We start from the raw sequence: 17322 nt of genomic DNA on the forward strand, positions 1-17322 counted from the left end.
TAAGCACGATCCTGATCCTATTTTGCCCATTTCACTCAACCCAAGATCAGGCTACAATATGCACCCTGTTTTTAATCTGTATGTGATCGAGGCAAGTATGCTGTTTCAAGAAAGTTTTGACGTTATCGTTGTAGGTGGTGGACATGCAGGTACTGAAGCCGCCTTAGCTGCAGCTCGTGCTGGTCAAAATACTTTATTGCTAACGCATAACATTGAAACACTCGGTCAAATGTCGTGTAACCCAGCTATTGGTGGTATTGGCAAAGGCCATCTAGTTAAAGAAATCGATGCATTGGGTGGCGCCATGGCTATGGCAGCAGACCGAGGTGGTATTCAATTTAGAACTTTAAACAGTTCAAAAGGCCCTGCCGTTCGTGCTACTCGTGCCCAAGCTGATCGGCAACTCTATCGTGCCGCTATTCGTAGCATATTAGAAAACCAACCAAATCTTAAAATCTTCCAACAAGCCTGTGATGATCTGATTGTTGAACAAGATCAAGTCAAAGGCGTTGTTACGCAAATGGGTTTAAAGTTTCATAGTAAAACTGTGGTGCTAACAGTAGGCACCTTTTTGGGTGGTCAAATCCATATTGGCCTAGAGCAATTTTCGGGTGGTCGAGCAGGCGATCCGCCGTCTATCGCCTTGGCTAAACGCTTACGCAATTTACCCTTTAGAGTGGATCGTTTAAAAACCGGCACACCGCCGCGTATCGATGCACGCACCGTTGATTTTTCTGTTATGCAAGCTCAGCCAGGCGATAATCCTACGCCAGTATTTTCATTCTTAGGCAAACATAGCGATCAACCACCGCAAATCCCGTGTTACATCACCTACACCAATGAAAAAACACACGATGTAATACGTAACAACCTGGATCGTTCACCGATGTATACCGGCGTGATCGAAGGTATTGGCCCACGTTATTGCCCATCAATTGAAGACAAAGTGATGCGTTTTGCTGATAAGGATCAACATCAGATTTTTATTGAACCAGAAGGTTTAACCACGCATGAACTATACCCTAACGGTATTTCAACCAGTTTACCGTTTGATGTACAACTCAGTATTGTAAGATCGATAAAAGGCATGGAAAACGCCTATATCACACGCCCAGGCTATGCTATTGAATATGACTTCTTCGATCCACGCGATCTTAAGGCCACTTTAGAAACAAAATTTATCAAAGGCTTATTTTTTGCCGGCCAAATTAACGGTACCACCGGTTATGAAGAAGCCGGTGCACAAGGCTTACTAGCCGGGATAAATGCCGCATTGTATGCCCAAGAAAAAGACGGTTGGTCACCAAGCCGTAATCAGGCGTATTTAGGTGTACTGGTGGATGATCTCACAACACTGGGTACTAAAGAACCTTACCGCATGTTTACCAGCCGAGCTGAATACCGGCTGATGTTACGTGAAGATAATGCCGATGCTCGCTTAACCAGTAAAGGCCGTGAGCTAGGCTTAGTAAACGATATCCGTTGGGCTGCATTTAATGAAAAAATGGAGCAAATTGAACTTGAACGGCAACGTTTACGTCAAGGCTGGATCCATCAACAACACCCAGCTTTAAACGAAGTTAATCAATTACTTAAAACGCCTTTAACCCGCGAAGCCAGCTTAGAAGAATTGATCCGCCGTCCTGAAGTTTCTTATCAGCAATTAATTAGCATTGCTGAATTAGGCCCCTGTTTAGCTGATCCGATAGCAGCTGAACAAGTTGAAATTCAGATCAAATATGAAGGCTATATTAACCGTCAACAAGAAGAAATTACTAAGCAGCAACGCAACGAAGCAACAAAATTGCCTGCAGGCTTCGACTATGCCTCGGTTAAAGGTTTATCGAATGAAGTTATCGTTAAACTAAACCAAACCCAACCAGAAACGGTTGGCCAAGCATCACGTATTTCAGGCATTACGCCCGCAGCGATTTCTTTACTGTTGGTGTACTTAAAAAAACAAGGTTTACTGCGTAAAAGCGCTTAAAGGAAAAGCATGACTGATTTATTAAGCCCTTTACGCCGGCTAGTTGCACAAACCGATCTGCAATTAACTGAACAACAATTACAACAATGCGTGGATTATGTTCGGTTATTGGATAAATGGAACAGCGCTTACAACCTCACTTCAGTACGTGATCCACAAGAAATGCTCATCAAGCACGTATTGGATAGCCTGGTTGTTGCACCCTATTTAACCGGCGAACGTTTTATTGATGTTGGCACCGGTCCTGGTTTACCTGGTGTGTTATTGGCCATTTACTATCCACAGAAGCAATTTTTCTTGTTAGACAGCTTAGGAAAACGTATCCGTTTTTTAAATCAGGTGAAATTACAGTTAGGCTTAAACAATATTTTCCCACTACAAAGCCGAGTTGAAGATCATCAACCCCAACCCGGTTATGATGGTGTAATAAGCCGCGCATTTGCCTCACTTAATGATATGCTGAACTGGTGTCAGCATTTACCTGGGCTAAACGGCCAGTTTTTCGCCATGAAGGGCGCTGCAGTGCAAGAAGAAATTGCAGCTTTGCCGGATTTTGTTAAAGTAACAGCTATTCAAAACTTACAAGTACCAGAGCTGGATGCGCAGCGTCATTTGGTTATTCTAAAAAAAGTCTAATCGTCAAAGAGGGATCCTTGTGGGCAAGATCATCGCAATAGCTAACCAAAAAGGCGGCGTGGGTAAAACAACCACAGCGGTGAATTTGGCTGCCTCTATGGCCGCAACAAAACGTAAAGTTCTGCTTATTGACCTTGATCCTCAAGGTAATGCCACTATGGGGAGCGGCGTCGATAAATATGAATTAGCCGCCAGTGCTTACGAATTATTAGTCGATGAAAAACCCTTATCAGAAGTGGTCGTAAAAGAAACGACCGGCGGTTATCATCTGATCGGTGCCAATTCTGATGTGACGGCGGCCGAAGTACGCCTGATGGATGTTTTTGCTCGTGAACTTCGTTTGAAGAACGCATTGAAAGCTTACAAAAGCAGTTACGATTTTATTTTTATCGATTGCCCACCTTCTTTGAATATGTTGACGGTTAACGCAATGGCCGCAGCTGACAGCGTATTAGTGCCGATGCAATGTGAATATTTTGCGCTAGAAGGTTTAACCGCTTTAGTTGAAACCATTAATAAATTAGCCGCGGTAATCAATGGCGATCTGAAAATCGAAGGCATATTACGGACCATGTATGATCCCCGTAATCGTTTAGCCAACGATGTGTCTGAGCAATTAAAACAACATTTTGGTGATAAAGTGTATCGTGCGGTGATCCCGCGTAATGTTCGGCTTGCCGAAGCGCCAAGTTTTGGTACACCGGTAATGTATTACGATAAAAGCTCGACAGGCGCTAAAGCTTATCTCGCTTTAGCAGGTGAAATATTACGGCGATCTGAAAAGAAAAGTAGCACAGCAGCTAACCTAACCAGCTAAAAGCCTCTAAAGGAATTACACTTCGCATGTCTTTAAAAAAACGCGGTTTAGGCCGAGGGCTTGATGCATTACTCACAGCAAGTAAACCTACTAACACAGTAGATGTCGCACCGATTAAATCGGAACTGCAAACTATTCCAGTAGAGTTTCTACGCCCTGGTAAATATCAACCGCGTAAAGACATGTCACAAGAAGCGTTAGACGATCTGGCCAGTTCAATCAAGGCGCAAGGGGTTATTCAACCTATCGTTGTTCGTACCTTAGCCGAAAACAGCTATGAAATTATCGCGGGTGAACGCCGTTGGCGAGCAGCGCAATTGGCACAACTTGCCGAAGTGCCTTGTCTAATCAAAAATGTGCCTGACGAAGCTGCCGTGGCTATCGCGCTGATTGAAAATATTCAGCGCGAAGATCTTAATGCTATGGAAGAAGCCATAGCACTGCAACGCTTGTTATCTGAATTTGAATTAACCCATCAACAAGTGGCTGATGCGGTCGGTAAATCACGCACCACTGTCACCAATCTTTTACGCTTAAACCAATTAAACGATGATGTGAAATTGTTGTTAGAGCATGGCGATATTGAAATGGGGCATGCACGGGCTTTATTAGCTTTATCAGATGCGGACCAGTCTGATGCTGCCCGTTTAGTGGCGGCTAAACAAATGACGGTACGTGATACTGAAAATTTGGTGCGGAAAATACTTGAACCAGCACCTGTACCCGAGCCAAAAGTAAAGGATCCCGATGTGATTGCACTTGAACAACGCTTAAGTGATCGCTTTGCTGCGCCTGTGCAAATTCAGTACAACAAAAAAGGCAAAGGCAGTTTAATGATTGCCTATAATAGTTTAGATGAATTAGATGGCATTTTAGGTAAGTTAGGCCACGAACAATCAGAATAGCTAAAATTTTCTCCAAGATCGCTACATGACTAACGTCTAAGCCGCTTTTAGTTGCAAATCAGGGGCAAATAAGTATACTTTCGCATGTTTTTTGTAACCCCTTCTCGGGCGTTTTCAGAGGGAATTACAGTGGCTGAGCCAAATAGCCAGCAAAGTCGTAAAGCTGCATATTTGTTAGTTTTGTTTCAAGCAGTGTTTGCAACCTTGGTGGCGTTATTCTTTCTGATTGCGGCAGATGCCGCAGCGGCTAAATCGGCTTTTAAAGGCGGTTTAGTGGCAGTAATAGCGAATTTTGCATTCGCTTTTTTTGCGTTTCGTCACAGCGGCGCAGATAAAGCAGAATTGGTGGCGGCTTCAATGATGCGCGGCCAATCAATGAAAGTATTGTTAACAGTAGTGTTGTGTGCAGTGGTTTTTCAACAAGAGCAAACGGTAGCGGGACCTTTTCTTACCGGATTTTTGCTTACCCTGCTCACACAATGGACAGCACCTTTTTTCTTTAAACATTAACATTGGGATGAAACATGGCTGCAGGTGAAGAGTTAACGCTATCCAGTCATATTCAGCACCACCTTACTAACGCCAAAATGTGTACCGTTGACGGTAGTGTCGCATTTAACAAAGCGTGTAGCGAGGCCGGGTTCTGGACATGGCACATTGATACGCTCGCTTGGTCTATTGGCTTAGGCCTCTTATTTATATTATTGTTCCGTAGCGCCGCTAAAAAAGCGACAACCGGCGTACCGGGTAAATTTCAATGCTTTGTGGAAATGGTTATCGAATTCGTTGCTGCCAACGTCAAAGATACCTACCACGGTAAAAGTAAACTTATTGCCCCGCTGGCACTGACCATCTTCGTTTGGATTTTCCTAATGAACTTGATGGATTTAGTACCTGTTGACTTCTTGCCAGCCTTTGCTGGTTGGGTCGGAGCCACCTTCTTTGGTATGGACTCGCATGATGTTTACATGAAGATCGTACCCACAACTGATATCAACATGACCGCCGCTTTAGCATTGGGCGTATTCATATTGATGATCGGTTATTCAATCCGTATTAAAGGTGTTGTTGGCTTTATTAAAGAGTTAACGCTGCATCCTTTCAGCACCAAAAACGTACCGCTGCAAATTGTACTGATCCCATTTAACCTATTACTTGAACTGATTGCCTTAGTAGCCAAGCCATTCTCGCTGGCACTACGTTTATTCGGTAACCTGTATGCGGGCGAAATGATCTTTATCCTGATTGGTGCCATTGGCTTGTTGCAGTTACCACTGCACTTTGTTTGGGCGGTGTTCCACATCCTGGTAATTGTATTGCAGGCGTTCGTGTTTATGATGCTGACCATTGTTTACCTGAGCATGGCCAGTTCGGACAATCATTAATTTTTTTAAACTTTAACTTAAACTTGAAATATCGGAGATAAAAATGGAAATTGCAGTAGCTATCAAATTAATCGCAGTTGCGCTGTTAATCGGTTTCGGTGCTATCGGCACTGCGCTAGGTTTCGGTAACATGGGCGGTAAGTTCTTAGAAGCTTGTGCTCGTCAACCAGAACTAGCCCCTTCACTACAGGTTAAAATGTTCATCCTTGCTGGTCTTATCGACGCCGTAGCTATGATCGGTGTAGGTATCGCCATGTACATGTTGTTCGCAATGTAATTTAAGGTTTTTAAACTCGAACAACTAAATAAGGAGGAGCGGACGTGAATTTAAACGCCACTCTTATCGGAGAATTAATCGCTTTTGTCGTCTTTGTACTGTTTTGTATGAAGTTCGTCTGGCCACCGCTGAGTAATGCAATTGAAGCGCGCCAGAAGAAAATCGCAGACGGACTGACGGCTTCTGATCGTGCTGAAAAAGACTTGGCTTTAGCCCAAGACAAAGCAAAAGATCAGTTAAAAGATGCCAAAGCACAAGCGGCTGAAATCATCGAGCAAGCGAAAAAGCGTGAAGCGAAAATGCTGGACGAAGCGGTAGCGAAAGCTTCTGCTGAGCGCGACAATATCCTGGCACAAGCCAAGACTGAAATTGAAGCTGAACGCAATCGTTTACGTGAAGATTTACGCAAGCAGGTAGCAGCCTTAGCGGTAGCCGGCGCAGAGAAAATTCTGCAACGCTCTATTGACGAAGCGGCTCACGCTGACATCCTGGAAAAACTGGTACAAGAACTGTAAGAGGGTGAGCTATGTCTGATTTGACGAATATTGCTCGTCCTTACGCAAAAGCGGCCTTTGACTTTGCTGTTGAGCAAAAAGCATTGGACGCATGGTTAGAAATGCTGGTGTTCGCTGCGGAAGTAGCTAAACACGAACAGGTTGCTGCCATATTGCGTACTAACGGCACTGCCGAAACGCAGGCCGACCTGTTTATCCAGGTATGTGGTGAGCAACTCAATGAGCAAGGTCGCAACTTTATTAAAGTTATGGCTGAAAATCACCGCTTGTTGGCGTTGCCTGAAGTATTAGCAACTTTTATTGAGCATAAAGCAGCGTATGAAAAAGAAATTACTGTTGAAGTAACTTCTGCCACCACGCTGAATACTGCACAACAAGACAAGCTAATAGCTGCATTATCGCAACGTTTGGCACGCAAGGTTAAATTGCACTGTAGCGTCAATCCTGACGTAGTCGGCGGAATGCTGATTAAAGCAGGTGACATGGTAATTGATGGCTCGGTCCGCGGTAAGCTGGATCGTTTAGCAACTGCGCTGCAGTCTTAATGGGGAACAGAGAATGCAACTGAATTCCACAGAAATATCTGAACTGATCAAGAGTCGTATTGCTCAGTTCGACGTGGTCAGTGAAGCTCGTAACGAAGGTACTATCGTTCAGGTAACTGACGGTATTATCCGTATCAATGGCCTTGCAGACTGTATGCAAGGTGAGATGATAGAGCTTCCTGGCAGCCGTTATGCAATCGCACTGAACTTAGAACGTAATTCAGTAGGTGCGGTAGTCATGGGTCCGTATGCGGACTTAACGGAAGGCACAAAAGTTAAAAGTACTGGTCGTATCTTAGAAGTACCTGTAGGCCCAGGCTTATTAGGTCGTGTAGTTAACACACTCGGTGCGCCAATTGATGGTAAAGGTCCAATTGAAGCTGCAGGTTTTGAGCCAGTAGAAAAAATTGCACCTGGCGTAATCGAGCGTCAATCAGTTGATCAGCCAATGCAAACCGGTTACAAATCGGTTGATGCGATGATCCCGATCGGTCGTGGTCAGCGTGAATTGCTGATCGGTGACCGTCAGACCGGTAAAACGGCCCTGGCAATCGATGCTATCATCAACCAAAAAGCCACTGGCGTTAAATGCGTTTATGTGGCAATTGGTCAAAAAGCCTCTACTATCGCTAACGTAGTACGTAAATTAGAAGAGCACGGTGCTTTAGCTCACACTATCGTGGTTGTGGCCTCTGCTTCTGAAGCCGCGGCGTTACAATACTTAGCGCCATACTCTGGCTGTACTATGGGTGAATACTTCCGTGACAATGGTGAAGATGCGCTAATCGTATATGATGATTTATCTAAGCAAGCAGTTGCTTACCGTCAAATCTCGTTACTGTTACGTCGTCCACCAGGTCGTGAAGCTTACCCTGGTGACGTATTCTATTTACACTCTCGTCTACTTGAGCGTGCATCGCGTGTTAATGCCGATTATGTTGAAAAATACACTAAAGGTGCAGTGACAGGTAAAACCGGTTCATTAACCGCCTTACCTATCATTGAAACACAAGCGGGTGACGTTTCTGCTTTCGTACCTACTAACGTAATCTCAATTACCGATGGTCAGATCTTCTTAGAAACTGACTTATTTAACGCGGGTATTCGCCCTGCCGTTAACGCGGGTATTTCAGTATCGCGGGTAGGTGGTGCAGCGCAAACTAAAATCATCAAAAAGCTGGGTGGCGGTATCCGTTTAGCCTTAGCTCAGTATTCAGAATTAGCCGCGTTCGCGCAGTTTGCTTCTGACCTAGATGATGCAACCCGTGCTCAGTTAGAGCATGGTCAAAAGGTGACTGAGCTGATGAAACAGTTACAGTACAGCCCGATGTCAGTTGCTGAGATGGGTGTGTCTATTTTCGCTATCGAAAAAGGCTTTATGAAAGATGTTGATGTTGCCAAAATCCTTGATTTTGAAGCAGGATTAATCGCCTTTATGAAAGCTGAACACGCTGAGCTGATGGCTGAAATCGATAAAACCGGTAACTACAACGACCAAATCGAGTCTACGTTCAAAGCCGCTATTGATAAATTCAAAGCGACGCAGACCTGGTAAGCAATGTGGGTGGCTTAGCCACCCCATTCGTTGAAAAAACGGAGATACAGTCATGGCCGGTGGTAAAGAGATAAAAAGTAAGATTGGGAGTATTAATAATACTCGCAAGATCACCAGTGCTATGGAAAAAGTTGCGGTCAGCAAAATGCGCAAAGCGCAAGACCGCGTGGCTGCAACTCGCCCATACGCTGAAGGTATGCGCAAAGTGATTGGTAATGTGGCGAATGGTTCGCTCGAATATCGTCATCCGTATTTAGCGGATCGTGACGTGAAACGGGTGGGTTACATCGTCATTGCTACTGACCGTGGTCTTTGCGGTGGCCTGAATACCAACGAGTTTAAACGAGTCGCTATCGAACTGAAGAACTGGAAACAGCAAGGTGTTGATGCTCAATTTGCCGTAATCGGTAATAAAGCCGCCGCCTTCTTCAAGCGCTTCGGTGGTAAAGTGGTCGCTGCACAATCGGGTTCAGGTGACGTACCACGTTTGGCTGATGTGATTGGTTCGGTGCAAGTAATGCTGCAAGCATTTAACGAAGGCCGGATCGACCGCTTATTCCTGGTATACAACAAGTTTGTTAATACCATGAAGCAAGAGCCAGTGATCGATCAACTGTTACCTCTGCCAAAAGCAGACATCGCACAAAAAGAGCATAATTGGGACTATCTATACGAGCCAGATCCAAAACCTATTTTGGATATGTTGTTGTCTCGTTATATTGAATCTCAGGTTTATCAAGGTGTTGTTGAAAACGCTGCCAGTGAACATGCAGCGCGGATGGTGGCAATGAAAGCCGCAACCGACAACGCCGGTAACCTGATGGACGACCTGAAACTCGTGTACAACAAAGCACGTCAGGCCGCGATTACCCAAGAGCTCAGCGAGATCGTCGCAGGTGCGGCAGCTGTAGGCTAAGGTTAAGAGTTTTGCAAATTTGAGGAAACATCATGAGTCAAGGTAAGGTCGTCCAAATCATTGGCGCCGTTGTGGATATCGACTTTCCACAAGATGCGGTACCTGGTATCTATGACGCGTTAAACGTGACCGACGGTGATCTAGCTGGTTTAGTGCTGGAAGTTCAGCAGCAGCTGGGTGGCGGTACGGTACGGACTATCGCGCTGGGTACTACAGACGGTTTACGTCGCGGTTCAGCGGTAAGTAATACCGGTAAAGCAATTCAGGTTCCAGTCGGCACAGCGACTCTGGGCCGTATAATGAACGTATTGGGTGAGCCGATCGATGAAGCGGGCCCAATCGGTGAAGAAGAGCGTTGGTCAATTCACCGCGCTGCGCCTTCATATGAAGATCAAGCAGCGTCAAATGCCTTGTTGGAAACCGGTATCAAGGTTATCGACTTGGTTTGTCCGTTTGCAAAAGGTGGTAAAGTAGGTCTGTTCGGTGGTGCCGGTGTAGGTAAAACCGTAAACATGATGGAACTGATCCGTAACATCGCCATCGAGCACAGCGGTTACTCTGTATTCGCCGGTGTAGGTGAGCGTACACGGGAAGGTAACGACTTCTATCACGAAATGAAAGACTCTAACGTACTAGATAAAGTATCGTTGGTATACGGTCAGATGAACGAGCCACCAGGTAACCGTTTACGCGTTGCGTTAACCGGCTTAACCATGGCTGAGAAATTCCGTGATGAAGGCCGTGACGTACTGTTTTTCGTCGATAACATCTATCGTTATACCCTAGCGGGTACTGAAGTATCTGCGTTGTTAGGTCGTATGCCTTCAGCAGTAGGTTACCAGCCAACGCTAGCGGAAGAGATGGGTGTACTACAAGAGCGTATCACGTCGACTAAGACCGGTTCTATCACGTCTATTCAAGCCGTTTACGTACCTGCGGATGACTTAACTGACCCATCACCAGCAACAACGTTCTCGCACTTAGATGCAACGGTAGTATTAAGCCGTAACATCGCTTCACTGGGTATTTACCCAGCCATCGACCCATTGGATTCAACTTCTCGTCAGTTAGATCCATTGGTTATCGGTAAAGAGCACTATGAAGTGGCACGTGGCGTACAAACGGTATTGCAACGTTACAAAGAGCTAAAAGATATTATTGCCATCTTAGGTATGGACGAACTGTCTGATGAAGACCGTACAACTGTATACCGTGCGCGTAAAATCCAACGCTTCTTGTCTCAGCCATTCTTCGTTGCTGAAGTATTCACTGGTTCGCCAGGTAAATACGTTCCGCTGAAAGAAACTATCCGTGGCTTTAAAGGTATCCTGGCCGGTGAATACGACCATATGCCAGAACAGGCGTTTTACATGGTTGGTTCAATCGACGAAGCGATCGAAAAAGCGAAGAAACTTTAAGTTCAGGCTTTAGGAGAGCGAGATGGCGATGACAGTGCAACTGGATGTAGTAAGTGCCGAAGAAAAGATTTTCTCAGGCCTTGTCGAATCCGTGCAGGTCACAGGCAGTGAGGGCGAGTTAGGTGTGTTACCTTTCCACGCCCCGTTACTGACCACCCTGAAACCTGGCATGGTCCGTATCGTAAAGCAGTTTGGCGAAGAACACCTGATTTATGTTGCCGGTGGCGTACTTGAAGTACAACCCGATATGATCACGGTGCTCGCAGACATAGCGGTACGCGGTGAAGACTTAGATGAGCAAGCGGCTTTAGACGCACAGAAACGTGCAGAAGAAGCAATGCAGCATGCCAGCGCTGACTTTAATTACGCCGAAGCAGCCGCGCAATTGGCCGAAGCCATTGCTCAGCTGCGCGTGATACAAAAACTGCGTAAGAAATAAGTTTCCATTGATAAATGATAAAAAACCACCTAAGGGTGGTTTTTTTTTGCCTACAATTTGTGCAAAGACTAAAAATAGCGTGATAAACCAAAATTGGCAGACTAACAGCTAAGATAAATTCGTTTAAAACTTGTTTCAATTCTGAAAGGTATTTATATTAAATTGTTGGCAAAAATAAAAAATAACAGGACATCGTTTTATGCGCTCGTTGTATAGTTTTCTACTATTGATAGCATCATGCCTTATCGTTGTGCAGGCACAAAATCTTACTTTAGAAGACTATGCACGCCCTGCACAGTTTTTGGATATTAAAATATCACCTACCGGAAAATACCTCGCTGCAACTTCACGCAGTGATGAGGGTAATATTTATTTGCAAATTATTGATATAAAAACCAATCAAATTATTAGTGTTCGTCATTTTACGGGGCGAGATTCGATTGGTTCAATTAATTGGGCTAATGCTGAGCGGATCTTAATTACCTTAGTGCGTGATATTGGTGCTTTAGAGTCTCCGGTGGGCACGGGTGAAATTTTTGCCGTAAATGCCGATGGCTCTAATGCGCGTATGTTAACGGGCTACCGTGCGGATAATGAAAAAACGCCCGCTTCCGTCATTAACTATTTACCCGAAGATGAAAATTACGTGTTAATCGTCACCTCAACACCCAACCGCAAAGGGTCTTTTAGTTTAATTAAACGTCTTAACATCGAAAATGGCCGTGCTCGGCAAGTGGCGCGCGCGCCGATGCGCTCTTCTGGCATGATGACTGATCGCACAGGTGTTGCACGGATCGCTATTGGTATCGATCAAGAAAACGATAATGAAATGATCATGATGTACCGCAAAAATGAAAAAGCGGATTGGGAGACTTTGCGTCGTTATGGTAAACGTGATGGCTCTTTCACGCCATTGTCATTTATGCCTGATAATTTACATGTGCTTGGCGTTAGTGATACGCAAACCGATACGCAAGCCATTAGTATTCTTAATCCTGAAACCGGCAAAGAGGAAATCATTGCCCATCATCCTAAAGTGGATGTTTCGGCAATCTACAGTATTAAAAACGGCTTTATAAATGAAGTCATCGGTGCTTCGTATGAACATGATATCTACGAAGAAGTTTACTTTGAAGATATTCAAGACAAAACGTTTAGTGGTTATTTACAAGGTTTACGTGCCGCTTTTGCAGACAAAAAAGTTAACTTTACCTCGATTACTAAAGATAACAGCTTGGCTGTGTTAACTGTTCATTCGGCCAATCACCCGCGTGAGTTTTATCTGTTTGACACGCGCAATATGCAATTAAGTTATCTTTTGAACGGTCAGCCTTGGATGAAAGCTGAACAGTTGGCACAAACATCGTCGATATTTTACACCTCGCGTGATGGCTTAGATATTCATGCTGTACTGACCTTACCTAAAGACAAAGCCGCTAAAAATTTACCATTAATCTTATTACCTCATGGTGGCCCGCATGGTATTCGGGATTATTTAGAAATTGATACTGATGCCAAAGTGTTAGCTCAACATGGTTATGCGGTGTTACAGCCAAACTTTCGCGGATCAGGTGGTTTTGGCCGTTCCTTTTTGCAGCAGGGCTATTTAAACTGGGGCACCACTATGATCGATGATATGACCGATGGCGTGAAACATCTGATCGATAAAGGCATGGTTGATGCTAATCGCGTTTGTGTTTACGGTGCGTCTTACGGTGGTTATGCTTCATTAATGAGCGTGGTGCGTGAACCTGATTTATATAAGTGTGCGGTGAGCTTTGTCGGTATGTCAGATTTGAATTTAATGTATGAACATGGTGATACCACAGAATCAAAAGGCGGCTTAAATACGTTAGAAATGTATATCGGCCGTGATAAAGCGCGCTTAGATGCACAATCGGCCATCAAAAATCTTGATAAGCTAAAAGCCCCTATCTTTATTATTCATGGCACTGAAGATCAACGCGTGCCGCTGATCCAAGCCGAAGTACTGCGTGATGAATTGAAAAAACGTAACCACCCTTATGAGTGGTTAGTGAAAGAAAAAGAAGGCCATGGCTTTTATAAACCAGAGAATAACGTTGAGCGCTGGCAAAAGATGTTAGCCTTTTTTGATAAATATATCGGTGATACGCAAGCGGCCAATTAACAGATAAATTATTATCTTAAACATGGGCTGATACCTTATATAACAGCCCTTTTTTATTTTGATATTTTACGCGTTTTTGCGAATTTAAATAATAATAAAGCGATTTAGCCTTACGCTTTGATAAAAATTGAGGTAAATAAAATGAGAGCACTACTAATAAGTTGCCTATTTTTTGCGGTCGTTTCTGTGCAGGCAGCAGAGTTAACCTTGGAAGATTTTGCACGCCCTTCCCAGTTTCTTGAAATTGAAATATCGCCATCGGGTAAATACTTAGCGGCGACTAGCCGCAGTGAAGAAGGCAACGTTTACCTCAACGTTATTGATATTAAATCAAACAAAATTATCAGCGTTCGTCACTTTACTGGCCGAGATTCTATCGGCTCTATCGACTGGGCTAATAATGAGCGTTTATTGATCACCTTAGTGCGTGATATCGGTGCTTTAGAGCAACCGGTTGGCACCGGTGAAATCTTTGCGGTAAATGCGGATGGCTCTAATGCCCGAATGCTAACGGGTTATCGTTCTGAAACAGAAAAAGATCCCGCACAAGTGATTAACTATTTACCAGATGATGACAAGTATGTGCTTATTACAACCAGCACACCAAACCGTAAAGGGTCATTTAGTTTAGTTAAGCGGTTAAATATTGAAAATGGTCGTACTAGGCAGGTGGCCAGAGCACCAATGCGCTCTTCAGGCATGATTACTGACAATAACGGTGTAGCACGGATGGCTGTGGGTGAAGACCAAGATAATGACAACGAAATGGTCATGATGTACCGCAAGGATGAAAAATCAGATTGGGTTACTTTACGCCGTTATGGCCAGCGTGATGGTAGTTTTTTACCCATCGCGTTTTTAGCGGATAATAAAAGAGTAGTGGGGATAAGTGATACTCAAACGGATACCAAAGCGTTAAGTGTTATGGATCCAGAAACGGGTAAAGAAGAAATACTAGCTCATCATCCTAAAGTAGATGTTACACCGAGTTTCAGTATCGAAGACGGGTTTTTAAAAGAAGTGATAGGCGCTTCTTATGAATATGACACGCATGAGGATGTGTTTTTTGCTGACGTTAAAGATAAAACCTTCAGTGGTTACTTACAAAGCTTAAAAGCGGCCTTTCCAGGAAAGAAAATTGCTATTAACTCAGCAACTCGAGACAACAGTATTTTGGTTCTTACCACGCGTTCGGCTAACCATCCGCCAGAGTTTTATCTGTTTGACACCAAAAACAATCAGTTAAGCTTTTTGTTAAATGGCCGTCCTTGGATGAAGTCAGAATTATTGGCTGAAACTAAGGCCATTATTTATAAAAGTCGAGACGGTTTAGACATTCATGCCATCCTAACCTTACCTCGTGGCGTTGAAGCGAAAAACTTACCCTTAATTATGAATCCGCATGGAGGCCCGCATGGTCCAAGGGATTTTTTAGAAATTAATCCAGATGCCAAAGTGTTAGCGCAACACGGTTATGCGGTGTTACAGCCAAACTTTCGCGGCTCAGGCGGTTTTGGACGGAGCTTTTTACAAGCCGGTTATCAGAATTGGGGCACAACAATGATTAATGATATGACAGATGGTGTCATGCATTTGGTTGAGCAGGGTATTGTTAATCAAGATCGAGTGTGTGCTTACGGTGGTTCTTATGGTGGTTATGCCGCCTTAATGAGTGCAGTGCGCGAACCCGATTTGTATAAATGTACCGTCGGTTTTGTCGGTGTTTTTGACTTAAACTTAATGTATACCGATGGTGATATTCAAGAACGTAAAAGCGGTATTAATTATTTAGAAATGGCAATTGGCCGTAACCAAGAGCAACTGGATGCGCAATCACCGATTAAACATTTGGATAAATTAAAAGCACCGGTATTTATCATTCATGGTGAAGAGGATAGACGCGTGCCGATTATTCACGCGAACCGCTTACGGGAAGAACTGGATAAACGTAATCATCCTTATGAGTGGTTAGTGAAAGAAAAAGAAGGCCATGGCTTTTATAAACCAGAGAATAACGTTGAGCGCTGGCAAAAGATGTTAGCTTTCTTTGATAAATATATTGGCGATAAACAAGCTGCGAATTAAATCGCTTTTTAATGAGCAACTAAAAGGGTTAGCACCGTTGGTGTTAGCCCTTTTTATTTGTTAATAGCCCGTTTACTAGTCTGTAGACTTGTTAGTCGACATCGCTATAGCTTAGCACTGAGCACAGGCCACAGCTGCGGCCATGGCTATTTATTACGATTTACCCATCGCAAAAGGCGTACTTACCTGTGTCTGCTTATTAAGCAGCGCCAGATGAACAAAATCTAAACCGCAAACGTCCACAAGCCATGGTGTTTTCAGGTAGAATAGCCGCATTAAAACGTTAAGGATAATTGGTTATGGCATTAAATGTAGTGATCTTGGCTGCCGGTAAAGGCACCCGTATGAAATCAGACTTACCTAAGGTATTGCACAAGGTGGCTGAGCGGCCAATGGTACAACACGTTATTGATACTGCGCGTGCGCTTGGTGCAGCTAAACCGCAACTGGTTTATGGCTATGGTGCTGACGCATTAAAAGCGGCCATGGGTGAACAGCCACTGCATTGGGTGTTGCAAGCCGAACAGTTGGGTACTGGCCATGCGGTGGCGCAAGCCATCCCCAATATCGCCGATGACGATACGGTACTGGTGTTATACGGCGATGTGCCGTTAACCCGTATTGAAACCTTGCAGCAATTGTTAGCCGTTAAACCCGCTGACGGTTTGGCTATCTTAACGGTGAACTTAGTTAACCCAACCGGTTATGGCCGTATCGTGCGCGACAATGGCAAAGTGGTTGGTATTGTTGAACAAAAAGATGCCACAGCCGAGCAGCTTAAGATCACTGAAGTCAACAGCGGCATTATGGCGCTGCCAGGCAAACAGCTTAAAGGCTGGTTGGGCCGCTTATCGAATAGCAATGCGCAAGGCGAATATTACCTCACCGACATTATTGCCATGGCGCACAGCGAAGGTGTCGCCATTACGACGGCACATCCGCAAAATCCGATGGAAGTAGAAGGGGCTAATAACCGCGTGCAATTAGCGGCATTAGAACGGGCCTATCAGCAGCGTAAAGCAGAAGAACTGATGCTAGCTGGCGCTAACCTGCGGGATCCTGCACGTATTGATGTGCGCGGCAGTGTTGAAGTAGGCAATGACGTAATGATTGATATCAACGTTATTTTTGAAGGCAAGGTGGTATTGGGTAAAGGCGTAACCATTGGCGCTAACTGTATTTTAAAAGACTGTGTTATCGGCGATAACACCGAGATAAAAGCTAACTCGATGATTGAAAAAGCCCGCGTAGGCAGTGGTTGCTCGGTTGGCCCTTTCGCTCGTTTACGACCAGACACGGTTATGCTAGATGACAGCCATGTTGGTAACTTTGTTGAAATGAAAAAAACCACCTTAGGCCAAGGCTCTAAGGCGAATCACTTAACATATTTAGGTGATGCGGTCATTGGTGACAAAGTGAATGTTGGCGCCGGAACCATTACCTGTAACTACGATGGTGCCAATAAGTTTGTCACAACTATCGAAGATGGGGCCTTTATTGGTTCAAATAGTGCGCTGGTTGCACCGGTAACCGTAGGTAAAAATGCGACTGTGGGTGCCGGAACCGTATTAACCCGTGATGCCGAAGCGGGTGAGTTAGTCGTCGCTCGTGCTAAACAGCGGCATATTTCTGACTGGCAGCGCCCAGTTAAAATTAAAAAATAAACGCGCGTCTTAAGCGCTAATAAAAAGCC

16 protein-coding genes are annotated in these 17322 nt (G+C 44.5%); all 16 read left to right on the forward strand.

All coding sequences use genetic code 11. From position 1 onward, the window contains the following. Positions 1-97 precede the first annotated feature (97 nt). The 16 genes from mnmG to glmU all read left to right on the forward strand — a co-directional run bounded on the left by mnmG (position 98) and on the right by glmU (position 17293). Positions 98-1987, forward strand: coding sequence for a tRNA uridine-5-carboxymethylaminomethyl(34) synthesis enzyme MnmG (gene mnmG, locus ACUJFK_RS01205; RefSeq protein ID WP_445425814.1), 1890 nt, complete (start codon positions 98-100; stop codon positions 1985-1987). 9 nt (positions 1988-1996) lie between these two features. Beyond that, on the forward strand, positions 1997-2623 hold the full coding sequence (gene rsmG, locus ACUJFK_RS01210; protein ID WP_229586158.1) for a 16S rRNA (guanine(527)-N(7))-methyltransferase RsmG: 627 nt from the start codon (positions 1997-1999) through the stop codon (positions 2621-2623). A 19-nt stretch (positions 2624-2642) separates the two neighbouring features. Further along, a complete protein-coding gene (locus tag ACUJFK_RS01215) occupies positions 2643-3440 on the forward strand; it encodes a ParA family protein (RefSeq protein WP_236129123.1) in 798 nt (265 codons plus the stop codon). 26 nt (positions 3441-3466) lie between these two features. After that, positions 3467-4345 carry a ParB/RepB/Spo0J family partition protein gene (locus ACUJFK_RS01220; RefSeq protein WP_226750657.1) on the forward strand — a complete coding sequence of 293 codons (879 nt, stop codon included), beginning with the start codon at positions 3467-3469 and terminating at the stop codon, positions 4343-4345. Between the two features lie 84 nt (positions 4346-4429). After that, a complete protein-coding gene (locus ACUJFK_RS01225) occupies positions 4430-4855 on the forward strand; it encodes an ATP synthase subunit I (RefSeq protein WP_267867503.1) in 426 nt (141 codons plus the stop codon). Positions 4856-4869: 14 nt separating this feature from the next. Further along, positions 4870-5730: a F0F1 ATP synthase subunit A gene (gene atpB, locus ACUJFK_RS01230; RefSeq protein ID WP_226750655.1), complete on the forward strand. Its 861-nt coding sequence runs from the start codon at positions 4870-4872 to the stop codon at positions 5728-5730. A 43-nt stretch (positions 5731-5773) separates the two neighbouring features. Continuing rightward, positions 5774-6007 (forward strand): F0F1 ATP synthase subunit C, encoded by a 234-nt coding sequence (gene atpE / locus ACUJFK_RS01235; RefSeq protein ID WP_062483651.1) that lies wholly within the window; start codon positions 5774-5776, stop codon positions 6005-6007. 44 nt (positions 6008-6051) lie between these two features. Further along, a complete protein-coding gene (gene atpF, locus ACUJFK_RS01240; protein ID WP_226750654.1) occupies positions 6052-6522 on the forward strand; it encodes a F0F1 ATP synthase subunit B in 471 nt (156 codons plus the stop codon). A gap of 11 nt (positions 6523-6533) precedes the next feature. Beyond that, positions 6534-7067, forward strand: a complete 534-nt coding sequence (atpH, locus tag ACUJFK_RS01245) for a F0F1 ATP synthase subunit delta (RefSeq protein WP_226750653.1) — start codon at positions 6534-6536, stop codon at positions 7065-7067. 13 nt (positions 7068-7080) lie between these two features. Next, positions 7081-8622 carry a F0F1 ATP synthase subunit alpha gene (gene atpA / locus ACUJFK_RS01250; RefSeq protein ID WP_229586164.1) on the forward strand — a complete coding sequence of 514 codons (1542 nt, stop codon included), beginning with the start codon at positions 7081-7083 and terminating at the stop codon, positions 8620-8622. Between the two features lie 52 nt (positions 8623-8674). After that, positions 8675-9538, forward strand: coding sequence for a F0F1 ATP synthase subunit gamma (gene atpG / locus ACUJFK_RS01255; RefSeq protein ID WP_226750651.1), 864 nt, complete (start codon positions 8675-8677; stop codon positions 9536-9538). A 32-nt stretch (positions 9539-9570) separates the two neighbouring features. Then, positions 9571-10956 carry a F0F1 ATP synthase subunit beta gene (atpD, locus tag ACUJFK_RS01260; protein WP_226750650.1) on the forward strand — a complete coding sequence of 462 codons (1386 nt, stop codon included), beginning with the start codon at positions 9571-9573 and terminating at the stop codon, positions 10954-10956. Positions 10957-10978: 22 nt separating this feature from the next. Continuing rightward, a complete protein-coding gene (locus ACUJFK_RS01265) occupies positions 10979-11395 on the forward strand; it encodes a F0F1 ATP synthase subunit epsilon (protein ID WP_226750649.1) in 417 nt (138 codons plus the stop codon). Between the two features lie 199 nt (positions 11396-11594). Next, the gene (locus tag ACUJFK_RS01270) at positions 11595-13544 is read left to right on the forward strand and encodes an alpha/beta hydrolase family protein (protein ID WP_445425815.1); all 1950 of its coding nucleotides are present in this window, start codon (positions 11595-11597) and stop codon (positions 13542-13544) included. A 141-nt stretch (positions 13545-13685) separates the two neighbouring features. Next, complete coding sequence (locus ACUJFK_RS01275; RefSeq protein WP_306177467.1) at positions 13686-15629, forward strand: alpha/beta hydrolase family protein; 1944 nt, start codon at positions 13686-13688, stop codon at positions 15627-15629. 299 nt (positions 15630-15928) lie between these two features. Continuing rightward, a complete protein-coding gene (gene glmU / locus ACUJFK_RS01280) occupies positions 15929-17293 on the forward strand; it encodes a bifunctional UDP-N-acetylglucosamine diphosphorylase/glucosamine-1-phosphate N-acetyltransferase GlmU (protein ID WP_445425816.1) in 1365 nt (454 codons plus the stop codon). The last annotated feature ends 29 nt before the right edge of the window (positions 17294-17322 follow it).

The organism is Alishewanella sp. HL-SH06 (assembly GCF_052656265.1).